Source organism: Synechococcus sp. MIT S9508 (assembly GCF_047303045.1).
Taxonomy (GTDB): Bacteria; Cyanobacteriota; Cyanobacteriia; order PCC-6307; family Cyanobiaceae; genus Synechococcus_C.
In genome coordinates this window covers 1,485,182-1,503,229 of sequence record NZ_CP138941.1, presented here as the reverse complement: position 1 = coordinate 1,503,229, position 18,048 = coordinate 1,485,182, and the positions used below count along the sequence as shown (strand labels likewise).

The 18,048-nt window shown below is 52.9% G+C and carries 30 protein-coding genes; 12 read left to right on the top strand and 18 right to left on the bottom strand.

The window, feature by feature from the left end:
- The first annotated feature begins 75 nt into the window (after positions 1 to 75).
- The gene (locus SIB42_RS08045; RefSeq protein WP_156485099.1) at positions 76 to 234 is read left to right on the top strand and encodes a hypothetical protein; all 159 of its coding nucleotides are present in this window, start codon (positions 76 to 78) and stop codon (positions 232 to 234) included.
- A 34-nt stretch (positions 235 to 268) separates the two neighbouring features.
- On the opposite strand, the gene SIB42_RS08040 is transcribed toward SIB42_RS08045, so the two are convergent.
- Positions 269 to 1,096 (bottom strand): J domain-containing protein, encoded by an 828-nt coding sequence (locus SIB42_RS08040; RefSeq protein ID WP_067093062.1) that lies wholly within the window; start codon positions 1,094 to 1,096, stop codon positions 269 to 271.
- Positions 1,097 to 1,214: 118 nt separating this feature from the next.
- Between SIB42_RS08040 and SIB42_RS08035 the strand changes: the two genes are divergently transcribed.
- Positions 1,215 to 1,880, top strand: coding sequence for an SDR family oxidoreductase (locus SIB42_RS08035; RefSeq protein WP_067093171.1), 666 nt, complete (start codon positions 1,215 to 1,217; stop codon positions 1,878 to 1,880).
- Between the two features lie 241 nt (positions 1,881 to 2,121).
- Here the strand turns inward: SIB42_RS08035 and SIB42_RS08030 are convergent, their stop codons facing one another.
- A complete protein-coding gene (locus tag SIB42_RS08030) occupies positions 2,122 to 2,259 on the bottom strand; it encodes a high light inducible protein (RefSeq protein WP_066908436.1) in 138 nt (45 codons plus the stop codon).
- A 110-nt stretch (positions 2,260 to 2,369) separates the two neighbouring features.
- Between SIB42_RS08030 and SIB42_RS08025 the strand changes: the two genes are divergently transcribed.
- Both SIB42_RS08025 and SIB42_RS08020 read left to right on the top strand, forming a co-directional pair.
- Positions 2,370 to 2,591 (top strand): hypothetical protein, encoded by a 222-nt coding sequence (locus SIB42_RS08025; RefSeq protein ID WP_067093061.1) that lies wholly within the window; start codon positions 2,370 to 2,372, stop codon positions 2,589 to 2,591.
- A gap of 7 nt (positions 2,592 to 2,598) precedes the next feature.
- The gene (locus SIB42_RS08020; RefSeq protein ID WP_067093060.1) at positions 2,599 to 3,393 is read left to right on the top strand and encodes a PhzF family phenazine biosynthesis protein; all 795 of its coding nucleotides are present in this window, start codon (positions 2,599 to 2,601) and stop codon (positions 3,391 to 3,393) included.
- Positions 3,394 to 3,464: 71 nt separating this feature from the next.
- Here the strand turns inward: SIB42_RS08020 and SIB42_RS08015 are convergent, their stop codons facing one another.
- The 4 genes from SIB42_RS08015 to SIB42_RS08000 all read right to left on the bottom strand — a co-directional run bounded on the left by SIB42_RS08015 (position 3,465) and on the right by SIB42_RS08000 (position 6,016).
- Complete coding sequence (locus tag SIB42_RS08015; protein ID WP_197459843.1) at positions 3,465 to 3,641, bottom strand: hypothetical protein; 177 nt, start codon at positions 3,639 to 3,641, stop codon at positions 3,465 to 3,467.
- A gap of 70 nt (positions 3,642 to 3,711) precedes the next feature.
- Positions 3,712 to 4,626: a peptidoglycan recognition family protein gene (locus SIB42_RS08010; RefSeq protein ID WP_231856314.1), complete on the bottom strand. Its 915-nt coding sequence runs from the start codon at positions 4,624 to 4,626 to the stop codon at positions 3,712 to 3,714.
- A 150-nt stretch (positions 4,627 to 4,776) separates the two neighbouring features.
- The gene (locus SIB42_RS08005; RefSeq protein WP_067093058.1) at positions 4,777 to 5,694 is read right to left on the bottom strand and encodes an N-acetylmuramoyl-L-alanine amidase-like domain-containing protein; all 918 of its coding nucleotides are present in this window, start codon (positions 5,692 to 5,694) and stop codon (positions 4,777 to 4,779) included.
- A 67-nt stretch (positions 5,695 to 5,761) separates the two neighbouring features.
- Complete coding sequence (locus tag SIB42_RS08000) at positions 5,762 to 6,016, bottom strand: hypothetical protein (RefSeq protein ID WP_067093057.1); 255 nt, start codon at positions 6,014 to 6,016, stop codon at positions 5,762 to 5,764.
- Between the two features lie 137 nt (positions 6,017 to 6,153).
- Between SIB42_RS08000 and SIB42_RS07995 the strand changes: the two genes are divergently transcribed.
- Positions 6,154 to 6,312, top strand: coding sequence for a hypothetical protein (locus tag SIB42_RS07995; protein WP_170951883.1), 159 nt, complete (start codon positions 6,154 to 6,156; stop codon positions 6,310 to 6,312).
- A gap of 16 nt (positions 6,313 to 6,328) precedes the next feature.
- Here the strand turns inward: SIB42_RS07995 and SIB42_RS07990 are convergent, their stop codons facing one another.
- Positions 6,329 to 6,484: a hypothetical protein gene (locus SIB42_RS07990; RefSeq protein ID WP_197459842.1), complete on the bottom strand. Its 156-nt coding sequence runs from the start codon at positions 6,482 to 6,484 to the stop codon at positions 6,329 to 6,331.
- Positions 6,485 to 6,585: 101 nt separating this feature from the next.
- Between SIB42_RS07990 and SIB42_RS07985 the strand changes: the two genes are divergently transcribed.
- From SIB42_RS07985 to SIB42_RS07970, 4 genes are all read left to right on the top strand, one after another.
- On the top strand, positions 6,586 to 6,786 hold the full coding sequence (locus tag SIB42_RS07985; protein ID WP_067093056.1) for a hypothetical protein: 201 nt from the start codon (positions 6,586 to 6,588) through the stop codon (positions 6,784 to 6,786).
- Positions 6,787 to 7,410: 624 nt separating this feature from the next.
- The gene (locus SIB42_RS07980) at positions 7,411 to 8,859 is read left to right on the top strand and encodes a glycosyl hydrolase family 57 (RefSeq protein WP_067093055.1); all 1,449 of its coding nucleotides are present in this window, start codon (positions 7,411 to 7,413) and stop codon (positions 8,857 to 8,859) included.
- A gap of 606 nt (positions 8,860 to 9,465) precedes the next feature.
- Positions 9,466 to 9,900, top strand: coding sequence for a hypothetical protein (locus SIB42_RS07975; RefSeq protein WP_067093054.1), 435 nt, complete (start codon positions 9,466 to 9,468; stop codon positions 9,898 to 9,900).
- A 61-nt stretch (positions 9,901 to 9,961) separates the two neighbouring features.
- Positions 9,962 to 10,411: a hypothetical protein gene (locus SIB42_RS07970; protein WP_156485098.1), complete on the top strand. Its 450-nt coding sequence runs from the start codon at positions 9,962 to 9,964 to the stop codon at positions 10,409 to 10,411.
- Positions 10,412 to 10,462: 51 nt separating this feature from the next.
- Here SIB42_RS07970 and SIB42_RS07965 read toward each other — a convergent pair whose 3' ends face one another.
- The 6 genes from SIB42_RS07965 to SIB42_RS07940 form a co-directional block, all read right to left on the bottom strand.
- The gene (locus SIB42_RS07965; RefSeq protein ID WP_067093052.1) at positions 10,463 to 10,918 is read right to left on the bottom strand and encodes a hypothetical protein; all 456 of its coding nucleotides are present in this window, start codon (positions 10,916 to 10,918) and stop codon (positions 10,463 to 10,465) included.
- Positions 10,919 to 11,461: 543 nt separating this feature from the next.
- Positions 11,462 to 11,620 carry a hypothetical protein gene (locus SIB42_RS07960; RefSeq protein ID WP_413327761.1) on the bottom strand — a complete coding sequence of 53 codons (159 nt, stop codon included), beginning with the start codon at positions 11,618 to 11,620 and terminating at the stop codon, positions 11,462 to 11,464.
- Complete coding sequence (locus tag SIB42_RS07955) at positions 11,621 to 11,872, bottom strand: hypothetical protein (RefSeq protein ID WP_197459841.1); 252 nt, start codon at positions 11,870 to 11,872, stop codon at positions 11,621 to 11,623.
- 625 nt (positions 11,873 to 12,497) lie between these two features.
- The gene (locus tag SIB42_RS07950) at positions 12,498 to 12,773 is read right to left on the bottom strand and encodes a hypothetical protein (RefSeq protein WP_156485096.1); all 276 of its coding nucleotides are present in this window, start codon (positions 12,771 to 12,773) and stop codon (positions 12,498 to 12,500) included.
- Between the two features lie 251 nt (positions 12,774 to 13,024).
- A complete protein-coding gene (locus SIB42_RS07945; protein ID WP_067093050.1) occupies positions 13,025 to 13,333 on the bottom strand; it encodes a hypothetical protein in 309 nt (102 codons plus the stop codon).
- A 139-nt stretch (positions 13,334 to 13,472) separates the two neighbouring features.
- A complete protein-coding gene (locus SIB42_RS07940) occupies positions 13,473 to 13,784 on the bottom strand; it encodes a TIGR03894 family protein (protein WP_067093049.1) in 312 nt (103 codons plus the stop codon).
- Between the two features lie 141 nt (positions 13,785 to 13,925).
- Between SIB42_RS07940 and SIB42_RS07935 the strand changes: the two genes are divergently transcribed.
- Positions 13,926 to 14,303 carry a DCC1-like thiol-disulfide oxidoreductase family protein gene (locus SIB42_RS07935; RefSeq protein WP_067093048.1) on the top strand — a complete coding sequence of 126 codons (378 nt, stop codon included), beginning with the start codon at positions 13,926 to 13,928 and terminating at the stop codon, positions 14,301 to 14,303.
- Here SIB42_RS07935 and SIB42_RS07930 read toward each other — a convergent pair.
- The 4 genes from SIB42_RS07930 to SIB42_RS07915 all read right to left on the bottom strand — a co-directional run bounded on the left by SIB42_RS07930 (position 14,294) and on the right by SIB42_RS07915 (position 15,926).
- Positions 14,294 to 14,452, bottom strand: coding sequence for a hypothetical protein (locus tag SIB42_RS07930; protein ID WP_197459840.1), 159 nt, complete (start codon positions 14,450 to 14,452; stop codon positions 14,294 to 14,296). The genes SIB42_RS07935 and SIB42_RS07930 overlap by 10 nt on opposite strands.
- Before the next feature lie 115 nt (positions 14,453 to 14,567).
- Positions 14,568 to 14,855, bottom strand: coding sequence for a Nif11 family protein (locus tag SIB42_RS07925; RefSeq protein ID WP_067093047.1), 288 nt, complete (start codon positions 14,853 to 14,855; stop codon positions 14,568 to 14,570).
- The gene (locus SIB42_RS07920; protein ID WP_197459839.1) at positions 14,855 to 15,031 is read right to left on the bottom strand and encodes a hypothetical protein; all 177 of its coding nucleotides are present in this window, start codon (positions 15,029 to 15,031) and stop codon (positions 14,855 to 14,857) included. Before SIB42_RS07920 ends, SIB42_RS07925 begins: the two co-directional genes overlap by 1 nt.
- Before the next feature lie 88 nt (positions 15,032 to 15,119).
- Positions 15,120 to 15,926 carry a prohibitin family protein gene (locus SIB42_RS07915; RefSeq protein WP_369818414.1) on the bottom strand — a complete coding sequence of 269 codons (807 nt, stop codon included), beginning with the start codon at positions 15,924 to 15,926 and terminating at the stop codon, positions 15,120 to 15,122.
- Positions 15,927 to 16,037: 111 nt separating this feature from the next.
- Between SIB42_RS07915 and SIB42_RS07910 the strand changes: the two genes are divergently transcribed.
- Complete coding sequence (locus SIB42_RS07910; protein WP_067093046.1) at positions 16,038 to 16,547, top strand: hypothetical protein; 510 nt, start codon at positions 16,038 to 16,040, stop codon at positions 16,545 to 16,547.
- The gene (locus SIB42_RS07905) at positions 16,547 to 16,717 is read left to right on the top strand and encodes a hypothetical protein (RefSeq protein WP_156485095.1); all 171 of its coding nucleotides are present in this window, start codon (positions 16,547 to 16,549) and stop codon (positions 16,715 to 16,717) included. The genes SIB42_RS07910 and SIB42_RS07905 overlap by 1 nt, the downstream gene beginning before the upstream one ends.
- Here the strand turns inward: SIB42_RS07905 and SIB42_RS07900 are convergent.
- Entirely contained in the window at positions 16,714 to 17,733 is a 1,020-nt protein-coding gene (locus tag SIB42_RS07900) for a SagB family peptide dehydrogenase (protein ID WP_413327756.1), read from the bottom strand. The genes SIB42_RS07905 and SIB42_RS07900 overlap by 4 nt on opposite strands.
- Positions 17,734 to 18,048 lie beyond the last annotated feature (315 nt).

Sequence of the window (18,048 nt, the reverse complement as noted above, 5' to 3'; positions counted from 1 at the left end):
GGTTAATGCCGACAGCACGATCGCCCATTGCCAACTGAGCCATCACAACCCTTCTGTTCAGCTCCAATCCGGTCCGTGTCGGTTCAGCCAGCGCCAGGGCTACGTGACCATCATGTTCCGCGAACAAACTTCCCGTACAGCGAAGCGGGACTGCGTTGTCAGCGCAGCAACAGCACAACAGGCATCCGCTTCGACATGTCCGGAGGAACCACGATCGAAGTGCTGTGGCGATGAGGCCAGGGCCATGGATGTCTTCGCAGCGTTGCCTTCAGGCCATCAGCAACTGATAGGCGTCATTGACCCTGCGAAAAGCATCTGCCGATCCACCCAGATCGGGATGATGCAACTTGACCAACGTCCGGAATGCCTGCTTGATGGCCTCCTGTGAGGCATCCGTCTTCAAGCCGAGAACCGACAGAGCTTCGGAACGCAGATCACCCGATCCACTGCGCCCCTGCTCGCTTGGCTCTCGATCCGTCGCTCGTTGATCACTGCGTGTTCGCCGACCGCTGCAGCCGGCGTGGCGATGATCTTGGCCCTGCCGATGACGGTGACGGAGTTCCGCCACCACCCTGCGTGGATCCTCATCAAGCCACTCACTGGCCCGCACCCCATACAGCGCAAACGCCGCCAGCACCGCCGCGGTTTTTTTCGTGGACTTGCCCCCCACGGCAGCCAACAGATCAGTGCCAAGACCACTGACCACCCGGTCAAGCCTCTGGCTCAAGCTGAGCTGAGAGTGAAAGCTGCTGCGATTGAGCTGGTCGATCAGTTGTTCAAGTCCGTGCTGGCGCAACACACTCCAACCCGGCTGCATCGCCAGAGAATCTCCCCAGCGCTGCACCTGCGCAGAGTTCACCAGAGTCGATGGCTGTTTCCGGTTCCAATCACGGTCCGCATCACGCTGAGGTCGCTGCCACTGCTGCCGCTGCAAACGATCAAGCTTCTGATGCAATCGCTGCACCTCCCTGCGCAGAGCGTCGTTTTCGCGCAGCAAAGCTTCCACATTGCTGGTGACACGTTCAGCGTGGTTCTGCCGGTTGCGATCGTCACGGGTTGACGATGACGGCGACCACTGGCGCGGATCAAAGCCCATGAAAACCGCGCGACGGCGACCGCTTCAGCGAATGCAAAGAGACTACGAGCCAAGGCTATGGGAGCGGCCACCATCCTTTGATTCTGACGGCAGGATGGTGATCAACTGCGATTCGGCCTTGGCGACTTCTCTGGTGACCGGTGCCAATAGGGGAATCGGTCTTGCTTACTGCCAACAGCTCCACGCTCGTGGAGACAGGGTGATCGCAGTTTGCCGTCAGTCCAGCGACGAACTGGACGCCCTTGGCGTACGGGTTGAATCAGGAATTGAACTCACCAGCCCCGATTCGATCGCTGCATTGGTCAATGGACTGGCCGGCCAACAGCTGGAAACAGTAATTCTCAATGCAGGTGTGCTGCAGTCAATGGGGCTGAGCGACCTGGACCCGGATGGCATCCGCCAGCAGTTTGAGGTCAATGCCTTGGCACCTCTTCTGCTTGCCAGGGCGTTGATTCCGTTGATGCCTGAGGGATCAAAACTGGTGCTGATGACCAGCCGCATGGGGTCGATCGAAGACAACAGTTCAGGGGGCTCTTACGGCTACAGGATGTCGAAAGTGGCGCTGAACATTGCTGGCAAATCACTCGCAGTTGACCTGCAGAGACGAGGCATTGCCGTGGCGATACTGCATCCTGGCCTGGTCAAGACTCGGATGATCAGATTCAACCCCAACGGCATCAGCCCGGCGGACTCTGTCAACGGACTGATTGCACGAATTGATGAACTGACTCTTGAGAGCAGTGGAAGCTTTTGGCACGCCAACGGCACAGTGCTCCCTTGGTAAAGAACAGCAGTTCCCATCAAAAAACCCCTGCAATTAACAGGGGCTCATTCAAACCGGCAATCGTAGTTGCCGGATAAATTCGATTAAAAATAATTGCTGAGAGCGTCCAGCGATGACCAGAGGTACTTCACAACAATGTTGGCACCTACTCCGAGGGTCGCGATGAACGCACCGAAGAGAATCAACTGGACGTATCCAACGCGATCTTCCGGTGCCCAAACATCAGGCTCCTGAATGGATTTCAACCGAGGCCAACCTGGGAAAGAATTCCCTGACCAGTCAGAAGCTCGGTGCCGAGACCTATCACGAAGCCCATCATTGCCAGACGGCCGTTCCACTGCTCAGCGAAGGCGGAGAAACCAAATTTTGCGTTGTCCATGGGAAAGAAGCACGTATGCACCCTTTGTAACAGATTGTGTCGCCCATGTGTGGGCCAGCGTGCAATTGATTAGTCGACCAGACCCTTGAACGGTGACAGGCTGCTCAACGATGGACCCGCAAACGCCCGCCAAATCAACGCCTGTCAGGCCTGCGCTTCAGGACATTCTGCTGCGAGGCCTACGCATTGCCGCAAGCACCGTTGCGATCGTGGAACTGCTGCGCAGCCACTTGACCGGGGTAGTCCTCGCATCCATGGCCTGGCTTCTGTTCACGCAGGTGAAGAGATCACGCGGCTCTGCCGATGAACACACCCGCAACGAATCCAGCTGAGCAGGTCATGACAGGGACGATCCCGATCGAACAGGTCGCCGCCTTTGCTGAAGGTCCGTTTCAGGGCAACCCTGCCGCTGTCTGCCCTCTGCAGACCTGGCTACCGGATCAGCTGATGCAGGCGATCGCCTGTGAGAACAATCTTTCCGAGACCGCCTTTTATGTAGGCAGCGAAGGTCACTATGAGCTTCGCTGGTTCACTCCAAGCTGCGAGGTGGATCTCTGTGGCCACGCCACTTTGGCGGCTGGCCATGTCGTCTTCCAGCGCGAACCCGACCTCGAGATTGTGCAGTTCAGCTCCAACAGCGGACCACTGACGGTTCGCCGCAATGGACAGCAGCTAACTCTCGACTTCCCTCTGCAGCCGGGGGAACCGTGCGCCACCCCGACCGGACTCCATCAGATCCTTGGCACCAACGTCGTTGCCTGTCTGCAGGCCATGGATCTGATGGTGGTGGTCGCAGATGAGCGTGAGGTCGAGGCGATCAAGCCTGATTCGGAAGCTGTCACCGCTCTTCCTGGACGGGGTCTGATCGTCACAGCACCAGGTTCGCACTCGGGCGTTGATTTCGTCAGCCGGTTCTTCGCTCCGTCATGCGGCATCGCAGAAGATCCCGCGACCGGTTCAGCACATTGCACCCTGGCGCCTTACTGGGCTGATCGCCTCGATCGCACAAGCCTGGTTTCCCGTCAGCTTTCAGCTCGAGGAGGACTGCTGCACTGCGCATTGGCGGATGAAAGAGTGTTGATCAGCGGCCGTGTGATCCCTTATCTCAGTGGCGTGATTCACATCGACGGATAACGCGTTGATCCACGAAACAACGACGAACCTTCGTCGACATCGGCTCAAGGGATGTCGACTGGCACAGCCAATCAACGCCGCGCCACCCAAGACCAGACGAACCAGGCAATCACGCCGAGCAACACCCAGGGCAGCAGTGCACGCAACACAATCACGGCGAGGAACACAACCAGCAGACTCACAGCACCACGCTTGACCAGCGCCTTGCTGTCGTCGGTCATATACCGCCAGCGGGGAATCAGCGGCACGGCATTAACGAAAGAGCAGCATTGAATTTAGAAGATGCCGCGCAGATAACTCCTCCCAGGCTTTGCTTGTTCACGGGCCTGCCTGCTCGTTATTGAACTGATTGAACCCACAGAGCTCTGCTGCGTGAATGTAATGAGGGTCAAAACGATCCCAACGGAAACTACGCGGGTCATATCGACTGCGACTTCGATCCACGGCCGCATGCGTGGTCAGGCGCGTGATGGGGATCCCGAATGTCGCCTGCCAAAGCAACACCTGCTCTGCGAGCGATTTGTATTGCGCGTTCGTGTAACCAGAATGGCCATGTGAGTCTCCGCGACCATCCGATGGCGTCACCAAGCTGAGATGCAAAGCGATGTTGTTAATCGATCCCACGCTGCCGGGCCGATCCCGCATCGTGATGTCACCGAAGGCCGACATACCGCTGCCGTAGGCACGCTTCTGATCAGGAACAATCCGCACGCGGCGCCCATCCCGGCCAATCAGCATGTGATAACTCACCTGTTGATCATCGTCCGGATGATTGGTCTGAAACAGGCCAAGGGCCTGAGGCTCGCTGATCACTGTTTCGTGCAGCACGATCACCATCGGCTTCACCTGCAACACACGTCCCCACGAATCCCTGACCTTGCGGTCTCCGAAATTGGTTGGGTGAGCCAACTGAACATCTTCCGCAGCAAGACCAAGACGCTGTTCACAGGCCTGAATCACCTCCAAAGACGCAGCAGCGACACGGCTGTCTCCCAGTCGCATCAGAAGAGGCCGATCCAGAGATGGCGGAACTCCAGCAGCCGTTTCAGACACACCTTTGCCTCCGGAATCGCCGTCCAAAAGCGAACAGCGGCAAAGGCCAATCACCAGTGAAATCGCGAACTGATGCGGCAGTGATCTCATCACAGCATTGGGCACGTTCAATGCATAACCAACAATCTCATGCTTGATCGAATGCTCAACAACAGCGACATCAATCATCTTGCTGAGCAAGCAAATCAGGTCATCTGCATGCTGATCGAGCAATTCATCAATCAATCGATCAGAAGATCAACGAGATGTCTGGAACGGCTTCAGTGCAACAAACCACAATCACAACGATGGCAATCAGGTCTTCAACGACAGGACTTCGAGGTAAGCGCTTCATTGCCGCAGAAATGAAACTGACTTGACCCTTTGCGGCCTCACGATCACTGCACCGATTGCATCAGGCACTGAGCGAAGGTAAGTGGTGAATGATCGCGAACGCATCACGCCTCGACCGGGGGCTGCATGGATGGCATCCAGCCGAGAACCATCTCGAACCAGAACCCCGGTGTGGCTCACATCAAGACCTGCGACCCGCGTTGCCACAGCAAAAATATCGCCGGATTGAAGACTGGGAAGCGCATCGTCGAGCGCCGCAAGCGGCAGGTAATGCTGATCAATCCGCCTTCCCTGCTCCAGAGCATCGATGCAATCAAACAGAGCAGGCGATTGCAGGGCGGGGTATCGATCGCGATGGCTCGACATGAAATTGAGCGACAGATGGCGCATGGCCTGCCCAGGCCAGACGGGAGACGTCTCAAGCACTCCCTGAAGCTGCGCCGAGCCAACCCAGTCGTGGAAATAATGCTGACGTGTGCAATAACTGATCTCGCCGTTTCGGTAGCGAAGGCGCCGGGTCAGTTCAGCGAAACCGTCAAACGAATCAGCCGACACAATGGCTAGCAGCTGTTCGACGAACAGCATGCAATCGAACTGGGTCAGGTCGAGACGCAACTGTTCTCGACCGGATTGATCGAGAGACATGGCCAAATAGGGGCTGCCAAGAAAGAACTCAGCGAGACGGACCATCGCCTCATTCACAGGCAATCCTCGGATCAGCAATCGAGCCCGTTCAAATTTTGACCTGGTGCCTTCAACAACAACGCTCTCTTCGATGAATTGGAACAAGCTGGACGTGGCTCCACCGGCAGGCAGTTGCTGAAAATCGCCTGACGGAATGATCCCCGCTTCCTGCTGACCAACCGAAAGAGAAAGCGTGGTCAGCCCGGAGAAGAGCACCGCAGTGAAGTTCACATCCGCATGCTTGAAGAATTCACGCTCTCACGTCTCGGATACTCATTCACTGGGCTGCGGCATCGCATCAAGCCTGCGCCGCATGACGCCGCCGACCGAGAGGCTCAATCCAGTGTTCAACCACATCCCGATGCTGAAGCCACTGAGGCGGAACACGGCAACCGAGGTTGACCACGCCATCGTCCATCAAGCGTCCCAAGCGGACTGCAGCGGCCTCCTCGGCTCGCGAAAAAACATGTTGATGAGAAGCCAGCCAATCCACCTCATCTTCTGTAATCACACCTGTGGAAAGGCTTTCCAGGAATAGCTCGCCGAGGGTCATCGGAGATTTGTAACGAAGTTGTTACATCATGACGCTCGCGACAGGCCACCGCGAGTGCCATCGCAGATCTGCCGGACAAGGGCTCTCGCGAACGGTCGTGACATTTTTTTAAGCTTCAGTCATCAACTAGCTGTTTCATGCAGGTCAATCTTTCTCAGCAATTCGAAGCCGAGTCGCTCAAGCGGATGATTGATGCCACCACTGATGTGCATGAACTTCAATCTCTGGCACGGGAACTCACTGACCTCTATTTCCGCCAACGGGCTGCCACCGCCTGGGTGGTCTCAGAGCAATAACCACGAATCGCCTTCATCACAGGCGCAGCAGCATTCCCATCGAGTGATCGACGTGGGACGAACGTTCCAGTCGTTGCCTCTCAAGCTGAAAGGCCATCACAGCGTGAGCAGAGAAGCGAAGCGCCGACAAAACAGCCAGACCCATACAGAGTGGACAGTGAAGTAATCCCATCGCTCAAGCCTGGGATCGAGATCGCCCATTCAAACGATTGCTTGCCATTTCTTGACCTGAATACCTGAAAACCAGAGGATCAACTCCGTTTCACCCTCATCATGCGCTCAATCAGCATCGCTCTGGTCACAGCCACTGGTTTGCTGGCAGCCTCCATCGCTGTCGAGGCCAAAACCACCAGAAGCTTCAGTGGTTCAAGCCCAGCGGAAGTTGAAAAGAATGCCCGCAAAGCTGGTTTCAGCTACCCGGATGGGGACATGAACTGCTCCAGCAGGTGCAGTCAGCGCTGGGCCAAAGATTGAAACATCTGCATCACTCCGCAAGACGGCATCGGGGCGAAGCAGTAGCCACTATGAATTCAGCCTGACGCAGGTCTCAACCCAGAACAATGCGTGATTGCACTGATTGCCCAGGGGGCCACACAACATCAACACTGGAGTCATCCAATCGGAGGCACCGGATGACGGCAGACACTCCACCTGAGCAGATCTGAGAAGCGATTCGGCTGTTCGTCACTGCTCCAACGTTTCTCTCAACCAACATGAGGTGTAATTGATCAGGTCATCAAGGCCGATCCGATCAGCCAAGCCTCACAGAAATCTGGTCCAAGAGGCTCACAGCAGGATTGTTCGCTTCTACTTTCCTTCGCTTCACTCACTGTCCTTCGCAACGAATTCAACCAGGATTCACGTTCAGATTCAGACAGGAAGCCAATGAACAAACGAGCGAGTTAGGCCGTTCCATTCATCCGGATGGTGCGGTCACCAAACCAGCAAATTGCTGGCAAAAACCCCCGGAATTCAGCACCAACTCTGAATTCCGGGGGTTCATTCATGCCGACTCAAACGGCTGTCGCGGTTAGGGAGCGAGACATCGCCTGACCGCGACCAGCATCAATCACATCCTGCTCAACAAGAGAGGCGTTCATGGCGATCCAGTCAGCACACCACCCTGTGATCTGTGGAAGAGAGCAGGAGCTGCGCACTTTGATGCAGAAGTCGACTCGGAACTGGCCATCAACCGAGCACGGAGCTCAGGGGCTGAAATCGGCCTTCGCCTGTGCGCTGCATATGCATCAACCCACGGTGCCCGCAGGTCCCAATGGAGAGTTGATCTCCCACCTGCAGTACATGCTGGAACATCCGAATGAAGGCGATAACCACAACGCTGAACCCTTCGCTGAGTGCTACAGGCGCATGGCGACGCTGATCCCGGAGTTGATCCAAGAGGGCTGCAATCCGCGGATCATGCTCGATTACTCAGGAAATCTTCTCTGGGGCGTCACGCAGATGCAACGCCGAGACATTACCGAGGCTCTTCATTACCTGGCCTGTGATGCCGAGATGGAAAGACACGTGGAATGGCTGGGCACATTCTGGAGCCATGCCGTTGCACCCTCCACGCCCATTCCAGATCTGGCTCTGCAGATCAGCGCATGGCAACACCAGTTCGCCGACCTATTTGGCGACGCCGCTCTCCAGCGCGTACGTGGGTTCTCACTGCCGGAAATGCACCTGCCCAATCACCCGGACACCCTGTTTGCGCTAGTGAACAGCCTGCTCCAAGGCGGTTATCGCTGGCTGATCGTTCAGGAACACAGCGTGGAACAGCTGGATGGATCACCCCTCAGTTCCCAACAACGTTTTGTTCCCAACAGGCTGGTGGCTCGTTCCTGCTCAGGCGAGGAAGTCAGCATCACAGCCTTGATAAAGACCCAGGGGTCCGACACCAAACTCGTCGGGCAAATGCAACCGTGTGAGGAAGCGTTTGGTCTCAGTCGCCAACGACTTGGCAACGTTGAGATCCCCTCTCTCGTAAGCCAGATCGCAGACGGAGAGAACGGTGGTGTGATGATGAATGAATTTCCGGAAGCCTTCCGTCAAGCCAATCGCCGCATTCGCGACAGCCAACCAGACACAGCCGCACTCAATGGATCGGAATACCTCGAACAACTCGAGGCAATGGGACTGAAGACGAGTGATCATCCCCGCATCCAAGCCGTGCACCAAAATCGGTTATGGCAGAAGGCGGGTGACTCTGGTGACGTGAAAAGCGTTGCCACAAGCATCGATGAGCTCAGCTCAGCCAACGACGGTTTTTCCATGGAGGGTGCTTCATGGACCAACAACCTCAGCTGGGTTGAGGGATACGACAACGTGCTCCAACCGATGCAGCGCTTCAGCGCAAGCTTTCACCAGCAGTTCGATCAGCAGCTCTCTGAACAGCCAGGCTTGTCGCAGTCACCTGCCTTCCGAGATGCACTGATGCATCTGCTGCTGCTGGAAACCAGCTGCTTTAGATACTGGGGTCAGGGTCAATGGACCCAGTACGCAACTGAAATCTACGATCAAGGGATGCGGCTATTGAATCGATAGTGTGCCTAATACTGTGACCTCATGGGTCGAGCAAAAGGTTCTATCACTGGCGAGCATCCGAATGCCATCAATACCAGAAGGACTTGGGTCTTCATCGCTTTACTTTCTTGTTAAATCACTTCAATACTTTATGAGCGGTTCCGTCTCCGTCATACTTATCTGTATTGTAAAAACCGTTCCTTGTACCGAAGTACAGGGTGACTAATACGAATGGAATAGAAACATACACAAGAACTGTTGATAATGTCATTTTAGATCTGTAGAACCCAGATTGATGTCTCTATACTAGATGCAGGGCTTTTTGATGTCAGGATCTACTGCGAAGAACGACACCGCAGGCAGAAGACCGCCAACAGCAGAGCAGAGAACAACCCGCTTAAGACCTTTCATTGATTGATTGATTGATTGATTGATTGTGAACATACGCACCGTCGCTGAAAGGGTGATGAAGGCGCATCCCACAAACGGGTCAAAGATCGCCCGAGGGCCTTAATTTGGGGGACTTTCATTGGTGGTAGATGGAATAGGCAGTCGTCTCTAAGCTTATGAACAGCTATTGGGAGCACACTAAGGCTTGTGAATCAACAGGAATTGCTATCGGAGTCAATGACGCTTTATCCCAACAAAACCAAGTGGGTATTGGTGTTACTGGGCTGCATCATCTTTATTACAATGGGGATCTTCCTGATAGGAGATCACGACACTGAAACATTGCTTGGGCTGTTCCTCTGCGTGCTGGGCGGCTTAGGAATGCTGATATCCGTATTGACGCTTTGGCCTAATAGTAGCTGGCTGAAACTAGGGCCAGATGGCATAAGGAATAGGGTGATGTTTCGAAAGTTTTATTATCGCTGGAGTGACATTAACCGTTTTGGGATCACGATTGTGCAACATGGAACAGGATTATCCAAAAGCAAGACGGAGTTTGTGAGCTTCTGGATGAATCATGATGACCAGATGCGCTCACTGAGTGACTGTTATGGGAAAAAGGTTGAGGAACTTATGGAAATCCTAGAGTCGTACAGGAATCGGTACGGTTGAGCAATTGCCAATCCCTTCGCAGGTGGCAGATAAAATAGAGAGTCCTCTCTAGCCTATTGATATGAAATACCTTCCAATTCTTGGCGCTCTGCTTCTCTCAGCATCACCTGCCATTGCAGATGACTTGCTTTATTTGAGATGCAAGCAGTCAGTTGATATAGTCATTACCGATTTAATAACATCCGAAATAGTTGAAGACAGAACAATAGATGACATATCCATCCTTAAGATAGACTTTTCGAAGAAGACAATGCACGACTCACGTGCTGGACTGACAGTCAACTTTGCGCTAAAAAATAAAATAGCAACTATTATTCAAAAAGTTGATGATGACGAAGTAAAGGTTGACGACGTAACCAAAATTAAATTATCCCCGCCATATTTAAACTCTTCAACAGGTACAGGGATCGTCAAAGCCAAGAATCAATCATCGACTTATAGAGCTGAAGGCGTATGCGAAGAAGTTGATGCATCAGCATGGAACGAGTCTTTCAAACAGTCTGAGAGCTGATGCAAATCAGCTAGTGATGTTGGGAGGCAATATATTAATCGACTTTTGCAATTACTTCTCAGATGCTTGGTCGTCCGACAATGAATTTTCTGATTCGACTTTAGAATTGACTGCTTGCACAATGACAAAACCAATCCAGCCAACGAACAGAAGACCAAGCCCAATTGCTGGCCAATATGAGTCCATTCCTATTTGATATTTTGGCAGTGAGGCAGGAAGGAGCTGGACCGACTGAAGCTCTTCTTTCCAATCTTGGTCTAATTCATAATACTGATCTCCCGCATCATTCTTACCGGCATTCACTTCGGCAATGACATACTTGCTAACATGCAACTTATATGGAATTAAAAAACTTTCTGTGTTAACCATCGCTGCGTAGCATGTATTAATTTCCTTACCTTGTTCATTGTTTAACTTGAAGTAAGAGACACCTTTAACGCATTTCAAGTCCTCACTCGTTCCCATGCTGTAAATAAAACCTTGCAAAATAGGCTTAGGTAAATTCATTGATACTTAGTTCTCTATATATTTGATGTTTGTCAACTTGCAGAGTTCCTTCATACCTTCGTTTCCATACCCAAAATCGTAAATCTCTCCGTCTTGCCGAGTTGTCCTAACCCGTTGCACTGGGTATATCAGAAGGCACGTACGAGGACTGATGGACTCAATATCTTCTGTGTTGACTTCCCATAAAATGCGCTTGCTTGGAATAAATGCATGAAAAAGCCCCAGTAAGTCCGCCTTGAGCCAGTGACGCTTGCAAAAGATCACTCGTTGATTGGTAAACACGAGCCAGCCTTGGTGGAGCTCCTTTCGTTGGAGGCCAAGAGATAGAAGAGTCCACCAAATACTAAATTTTCCAGGAGAAGCATTGCAGGTTTTCTTTGAGATCTCTGCCTCTCCAGAAGATAAGACATATCTGCTTTTTTTCATCTTGAGCAACGATATTGATCCAATTATCGCATAAATTGCTTGTAACCAGTTTTGTCACGCCTGCAGCTTATATTTTGTATCAATTATTTATGCTTGCCTTGAAAGATTCGCGATCTGTCATGCAGTCATCAGAATGAAATCAGATCCTTGCAAAGGCGCTTCTCTCGAAGGCCTGTACATTGGTAAATTTTCAACCAAAGGCATTTGCAAAGCAATCAATGAATAGAGTATCAGTCTTCCTTCTTTTAACAGGACTAGTAGTTTGTAAGCATCCATCTAATCAGACTGAGCTCTATGCAAAGCCAAATAAGCAGCCCAAGCAACAAACAAAGCAATAACAACTAGAGGAACCGCTACAAATAGTGCAAGTATGACTATGTAATCAGACAGTGTTACAGGCTGCAGAGCAATAACACCTTCACGAGTCCAGCTCAAAAGGACTTGAACCCACAGCGAAATAACAACAAAAAACGCAACTAAAAAGGAAGCTGCCTGGGTAGTCGACAAAAGCTTTGGCTTACTGGACATCAGATTAGTCTCTATACCTCAATGAGCAGTTCAGCCTAGAAGTCTGATAATTAAAACCTCTTACCATTTGTGCCTGCCCCCTCTTACTGATTCCATCTCTGACAATAGATCTCTCTAGCGAATTCAATACATTTTCCACTTCTCGATTGCTGTAACCTGAATCCAGCATTGCACACCCCATTGCAGCTACGCCCTGGCCAAAATCATATCTTTCAGCTTGTGCTGGAGCTGGAGCTGCAGCTGCAGTAAGCAAGGCGATAAGTAGTAACAGTGTTTTCATTGCCAATGGCATGCTGTTTGCAACTTAACCGTATTGCTTGGGAAGGTCAATGAACTGATAAGTAACATCAGTCATTCTATCAGGAGTGAACTTAATGCTGTCAATCAACCGATGTGATCAAAGGCAGAAAGGAGCTTTAGCCTAATAAGGGGTGCGGCTCTGTTCCATCACTGCGTGGGTGCTATTAAAGCCGCAGTCACCTTGAACCTATAGCAAGTTGAAAAGGCATGCTGGAGGATTCTTGAGTCACCTCAGGCAGGATATGAGCCACCAGAAGCGAGGTGTTATTTGCATGCCCAACTCCACCAACTTTGGGCAACGGAAGTTTTGTCAATTTTCTCCCATTTACTTTCCCCCACTTTGTTTAATTGCCATCTTTTTGCATTCAATGGCATAAGTAACCACATAATCCTTTTCAACCTCATCTTTAGGGTTGGCAACTAGGACTTTCATTACAACTTGATCCCCCATCCTTGAAAGCACACGACCGTAGCAAGAGTATTCATCATCAGCAGTTGTGAGATAGTCCCATTCACCTTTCCTAAGATTTTCCGCAACAGAAGCTGCTGGTATAGCAATCGCCAAACCTAGAGCAGAAAGAAGAGCGAGTCTTATAGTCACTCACAGAGTTATTCAATTACTAGCTACGGATGGAGTCAGATAGTCGTCTTCTTAAAGCACAGCCACGAACCAATACTGTTACTGCGATGCGGCTATTACTCCCATTCCAGTCAGCCCTTTAACGAGCTGCTTGAGATGTGCTGGAGCTCAGACCTTCAAGCGGTGCTACAAGCTGAGTGGGCTTCAATCAGCTTGAAAACTGGGGATCTCATGGTTAGGTGCTTACCCCATTCATCTATCAGGCCAAGTTTTTATTGGGAGCGACTGCACAACCTTCTAAAAAAGTATGAATTACCCTCAAAAGTAATGACCACAAACTCATCAGACTGGACAACACCCTCATATTCGACGCAAAAGGAATCAACAAACTGATCGGCAGTCCTGATTCCGTTTTGCCTTAAAAGAATGATAAATGCATTGTTCTGATCTTCGCCAAGAATGTAATCAGTCTGGTCTGCGATTTCATCGATCAGCAGCTGTTCCTCCTCAGGTTTTGCCTCATACCAGTCGGCATACCGTTGTCGCTCTTTGAGCGATTCAAGCGAGAGACCACCACTCATTAGAGAACATCATTGGAGTTTCACAGTCCTGAAGCTGGTCAGAACGGCTGACTGTCGTCACCCGATCCAATGGCAACAGCACCAAAACGAATCCAACCCAGCACTGCTGCATCAACAACAACTGGCGCGATCGCGCAACTCAACTGGTGGAGCGGGAGCGGCGACGCACCACTCGGCGACCGTCAGGTGTTTGTTCGACTTCAGGAGCGGAGTCTGCCGAGTCTGCCGACTTGGTCACATCCTGCCCTTCAGGCTCATTCTCAGGAGGTTCCTGTTCAGCAATCACGCCAACCACCACAGCCGCCTGCACCTGGTCATGCAGATCGCCGATCACCATCAAGGCTTTGAGCGTGAGCTCAAGCCGAGACTCCCTTGGTAGGCCTGGACGCAGCTTCTTGACTGAGCCCCAAAGCTCAAGCGCCACCTCTCTGAGGAGTTCCTTGTCTGCCATTCGAGCCCGATGCGATCCGTTTAATCGATGGCATCAACCTACCGTTCAGAGTGCAGCGCGCTTCCGTTACACAGAGAATTGACGGCAGACCGTTGCTTACCACTGCCGCTGAACAGCATCTGAACACGCCAGGATGTCTGCATGGCTCTCACACTCGTCTATGACGGCGGCTGCCCGTTCTGCAGGCATTTCGCACACCGCAGTGAACTGATGGGTGGTCTTCCCGACCTGGTGATCAGGGACGGCCGCAGTGACCATGCGCTGAGAGCTGAACTGCGCAACCGAGGATTCAATCTCAGCAACGGCGCTGTGCTGATGGATGAAGACCTGATTTGGCATGGCAGTGAAGCCATCTCCAGGCTTTGTCAGCAGCTGTCTCCCAGCGATCCTCTGCTGCTCCTGCTGAATGGACTGTTCAGCAATTCTGGTCGAGCCAATCGCCTGTATCCGGGGCTGCTATTGGCCAGACAGATTGCTCTGAAAATGCGTGGACTGCCAGTGGATCCAGATCAGGCTTGAGCCGAGCTTCCCAGCAGATTGGTGGACAGTTGCTCAGCATGATCAGACACATGATCCTGCTGGTAAGCAAACTCTTCCAGTTCAGCGTGCAATTCCATCAGCATCACAGCCATTGAATGTGCCAGTTCACTGCTGAAGCTGATCTGCATGGAACGCTCGAATATCCAACCCGGCGGTTCTAAAAGCTTCAACGGAAAAGGCGTGGATGTCGTCAATGTGCCGTTACATAAGGGCCGCCAACTGATCAAGTGGCGGCCCGAATGATCACTTGTGCTCGCGTTGCCAGCGGCTGAAGTTGGCAGCGGAAAACTTGTGCCCATGGCGCATTCCAACCTTGGCCACGCAGGTTGTGTCACCAGCGCACTGCTCAACCTCGCGGCGGATGTTGTCGTTGCCGTTAGCCCTGGCGAGAAAAGTCTCCAGCTGTTTCATGGACATGGGGAACCTCCAGAGGGTTTCTCCACCGCTAACCCAACCAGAAGGGAAGATCCGCATCCATCGGTTTTTCTTCCCCAACACACGAGCCATGGCAGCTGCCCTGACAAGCGGCATCACATCAGCACACCTGGACGCTGATTGCGCTGCTGTGAAGGAGCAGGAGCCTGCGGCAAAGGCCCTTGTTGCGGCAACACCCGGTACTGAACCCTCACCCGCGTACGAGCAGCGCAGTGGGTGATCAGACCCAACAGAAGCACCAGCAACAGTCCTGTAGCTGCGCGTTGATTCATGCTCAGACCAACCTCACAGGCCAGCCGACCGGGAGGACAAACCTCTCAGGCGCGAATGACCTGATCAATACCAGCGGCTGAAAAAATATCACTTCCGGCCGACAATCACCGGAGGAGTTCCGCCAGCACCACCTGGCAGACCAGGAACAACCTGGGTCTGGCCATCCCACTTATCCAGGAAAAGCTTGTAGAGAACCTGATCATCGAGGCTCTTGTTGAGCGTGTCGTAACGGAGCGCTTCCTGCTCAGCAATCTTGACCTCGGTCTGGGCGCGAAGCAGCTGCTGTTCAGCAATCTGTTTCTGCTCGATGGCAGCTCGGTATTCCTCAGCAATCTCCAGACCGGTGAGATCCAGGCCCACAACCTTCACGTAATCGAACTGGTCAAGTTCTTCAGCAACCGTGGAGGCCACCAGCGAGGAAATGTCATTCCACTCAGACGCAATGGTGACCAGCTCGTACTGGGAAAACACCGATTTGAGCGCTTTCAGAAGCGAAGGCTGAATGATGCGCGGATAAACATCGCGATCACTGCTGGCGATCGTGCTGTAAACCCGGCCGGCCTCATCAGGGCGCAAGGCGTATTTGATGGTAGCCGTGGCCTGGATCACCTGAAGATCCTTGGTGAGCGTGGCGAAGTTTTCGGGCCTCACCTGAGTTCTGATGCTGAATGGCCACACCTGCTGCACCAGCGGAGCTTTCACATTGAGGCCCGGCTGGCGCGGAGCACCACTCACCTTGCCAAGGGTGGTGATCACCGCCACCTCACCGGCTGGGACAACAAACAGCGCCTGACCCAAGAGCAGCAAACCGGCCAAAACAAGGGCAACGATCGCCACCAGACCACCTTCGGGACCTCCTGGGGTGACCGATCGCATCGACGAAGGGCTCTGCATGAAGTGAATGCGTCAGACGCTGAAGTTCGCTCTCTTCTAGCGACGAGCGGCGCTCTCTGCTCGCGGGAGCGATTGAGCCCTGATAGCGTCCGCCCATCCTGTCTGGGTCCCATGCTGAGAAGCCTGTTCTCACTGCTGTTTGCAGCCCTCCTGCTGATGGCGCAACCGGCATGGGCAGCAGACCTGCAGCTCACCTCCGTGAGCCTCGCTCCCTGCGACGCTGCCGACCCGGGCTCCCAGCCGAGCAACAGCAACAGGCAACGAAGCAACATCACCAGCCCGGAAGGAGCTAGCTGCTACGTGCTGAGCGGAAACGTCAACAACCCCGGCCGCAACTCCGTTGTGGATACTGATGTGTACGCCCGAATTCTGGATCGCAGTGGCGAACCGGTGCTCCAGAACCGCACACGCGTGGGATCGATCGGCGATGTGCTTCCAGGAGACCACCCTTTTGCACTGCGACTGGCAGTGCCGGCTGGAACACCAGGACCGTTTGAGGTGAAAAACCCACGCGCTCGCGGCTTCAGCGCTCCGGTGCGCAGCAGGGCCGGCGATGACGAAGAGTTGCTGCCGCTCGAGCAGGGTGTGGTGCAACCTGGACTGGAGGACGAGATCAGCTGATGCTCCAGATGCTTCGAGCCGGAGCGGTGATCGTTCTGATGCTGATTGGCATGGTGCTGATCGGCTTTCATCCGCGCGCACGACAGCCAGGGAATCGGATGCCCTCACTGCAAGACAACCGAATGATTCCCAGAAACACCATGAGGCGTCTGCGGCAGGACAGGCTTTAAGCCAAAACAGCAGCCCCCGGGTCAAATCCATGCGTTGACGCTGGATTGCCAATCATGAATTCACCCACGGAACATTCCAGCCGACCGGAAAGGCCTGAAGCCTGCTCAAACAATTCGCTGCTGCCAAAACTCAGCCCACAAGGAGCGAGGCCGAGCGCCGTGGCCACCAGATACAGCTGCTGGTAGATCGACCCCACATCTTTGAGGATCAACGCGTAGGACAAACCGGTGTGCTGATGAAGACTTGCATGTCTGCCGTAGCGGGCAGCCATCACAACAAGCACATCCGGTCGCTGGCCCTGGCTCGGCGATACAGAAGTGACCTGAGGTGCACGACAGGTGGAGGCAGCGGCAAGGTCGAGCATCTGAAGACAAGGTTCGCCGAGATCACTCAGTTTTCCTAGAGAGTGATTGAAGGAGTCGTAGTGATAAAACCCAGGCTGAAGGCCGATGCATCGGTGGATGCATAAGTACAGCTCAATGGAATGAAGAGCTCCTGCACTGGCGACAGGTCTCAACAAGCCGGAATACGCTCGCGATAGACCTGGATCGCAGAGAATTTCCTCCCGAATGTGCATGGAGTACCAGAGGAAATCACTCAACACACCTGCAGTCACGGGCTGTTCGTGATAAGCGCGGATTGTTTTACGTTCGCGAACAACTTGAAAAAAACCCAGGTTGTGATGATTGTGGGATGGCTCAGGAAGAACAGCAGTAGAGAGAATGATTCTTTGATGCTTCGCAGGAAACTGCTGTTTGTTAATGGGCTTCGGGGGTGATGGATCGCGACATACATCAATCATCTGTTCACGCGTATGACAGTGAAACGCGAGGTCTTCAGGCGTCCAGCCCGCATCGACAGCGTCCTTATCGATATCAACAACACCCTCGTGATCACAGACGCCTGCGATACCAGAACTCAACAACAGAGAAACAACATCCTCATGGTGTTCAAGCAGATCAACAGGAAGAGCTTCTTGGAAGCTCTTCTGATCGCACGCTGAAACAAGTTTCACGAGGGTCGGGAACAATCGTTGATCCTTCAGCAAAACCATTGCCGTTGCCAAAGGTGTTGTGATCTGTAGCCCATCTACCCGAGGCAGAACACGAACAAACTTTGAAAACTTAATGCGGTAGTCGCCGACAGGGAGACTCTTTCGGTGAAGCAACGACTTCACAGGATCAAGACAGATTGCTGCACCGTTTAATCCACTAATTTCAATAAAAAGCAACCCCCTCGCGTAAAAAGTCTCAAGCTGATAAAGAAGCTCTTGATGATCAGCAATAACGAATAATGGATCATTATTTCTAAAAATTTGCGCCCGATTTAC

Bases quoted from the DNA above. Each gene is read 5' to 3' on its own strand.
- SIB42_RS08040 (WP_067093062.1), bottom strand. From the start codon at position 1,096: ATGGGCTTTGATCCGCGCCAGTGGTCGCCGTCATCGTCAACCCGTGAC.
- SIB42_RS08030 (WP_066908436.1), bottom strand. From the start codon at position 2,259: ATGGACAACGCAAAATTTGGTTTCTCCGCCTTCGCTGAGCAGTGGAAC.
- SIB42_RS08025 (WP_067093061.1), top strand. From the start codon at position 2,370: ATGGACCCGCAAACGCCCGCCAAATCAACGCCTGTCAGGCCTGCGCTT.
- SIB42_RS08020 (WP_067093060.1), top strand. From the start codon at position 2,599: ATGACAGGGACGATCCCGATCGAACAGGTCGCCGCCTTTGCTGAAGGT.
- SIB42_RS08000 (WP_067093057.1), bottom strand. From the start codon at position 6,016: ATGACCCTCGGCGAGCTATTCCTGGAAAGCCTTTCCACAGGTGTGATT.
- SIB42_RS07995 (WP_170951883.1), top strand. From the start codon at position 6,154: ATGCAGGTCAATCTTTCTCAGCAATTCGAAGCCGAGTCGCTCAAGCGG.
- SIB42_RS07990 (WP_197459842.1), bottom strand. From the start codon at position 6,484: ATGGGATTACTTCACTGTCCACTCTGTATGGGTCTGGCTGTTTTGTCG.
- SIB42_RS07985 (WP_067093056.1), top strand. From the start codon at position 6,586: ATGCGCTCAATCAGCATCGCTCTGGTCACAGCCACTGGTTTGCTGGCA.
- SIB42_RS07980 (WP_067093055.1), top strand. From the start codon at position 7,411: ATGGCGATCCAGTCAGCACACCACCCTGTGATCTGTGGAAGAGAGCAG.
- SIB42_RS07975 (WP_067093054.1), top strand. From the start codon at position 9,466: ATGACGCTTTATCCCAACAAAACCAAGTGGGTATTGGTGTTACTGGGC.
- SIB42_RS07970 (WP_156485098.1), top strand. From the start codon at position 9,962: ATGAAATACCTTCCAATTCTTGGCGCTCTGCTTCTCTCAGCATCACCT.
- SIB42_RS07965 (WP_067093052.1), bottom strand. From the start codon at position 10,918: ATGAATTTACCTAAGCCTATTTTGCAAGGTTTTATTTACAGCATGGGA.
- SIB42_RS07960 (WP_413327761.1), bottom strand. From the start codon at position 11,620: ATGGATGCTTACAAACTACTAGTCCTGTTAAAAGAAGGAAGACTGATA.
- SIB42_RS07955 (WP_197459841.1), bottom strand. From the start codon at position 11,872: ATGTCCAGTAAGCCAAAGCTTTTGTCGACTACCCAGGCAGCTTCCTTT.
- SIB42_RS07945 (WP_067093050.1), bottom strand. From the start codon at position 13,333: ATGAGTGGTGGTCTCTCGCTTGAATCGCTCAAAGAGCGACAACGGTAT.
- SIB42_RS07940 (WP_067093049.1), bottom strand. From the start codon at position 13,784: ATGGCAGACAAGGAACTCCTCAGAGAGGTGGCGCTTGAGCTTTGGGGC.
- SIB42_RS07935 (WP_067093048.1), top strand. From the start codon at position 13,926: ATGGCTCTCACACTCGTCTATGACGGCGGCTGCCCGTTCTGCAGGCAT.
- SIB42_RS07930 (WP_197459840.1), bottom strand. From the start codon at position 14,452: ATGCAGATCAGCTTCAGCAGTGAACTGGCACATTCAATGGCTGTGATG.
- SIB42_RS07925 (WP_067093047.1), bottom strand. From the start codon at position 14,855: ATGCCGCTTGTCAGGGCAGCTGCCATGGCTCGTGTGTTGGGGAAGAAA.
- SIB42_RS07920 (WP_197459839.1), bottom strand. From the start codon at position 15,031: ATGAATCAACGCGCAGCTACAGGACTGTTGCTGGTGCTTCTGTTGGGT.
- SIB42_RS07915 (WP_369818414.1), bottom strand. From the start codon at position 15,926: ATGCAGAGCCCTTCGTCGATGCGATCGGTCACCCCAGGAGGTCCCGAA.
- SIB42_RS07910 (WP_067093046.1), top strand. From the start codon at position 16,038: ATGCTGAGAAGCCTGTTCTCACTGCTGTTTGCAGCCCTCCTGCTGATG.
- SIB42_RS07905 (WP_156485095.1), top strand. From the start codon at position 16,547: ATGCTCCAGATGCTTCGAGCCGGAGCGGTGATCGTTCTGATGCTGATT.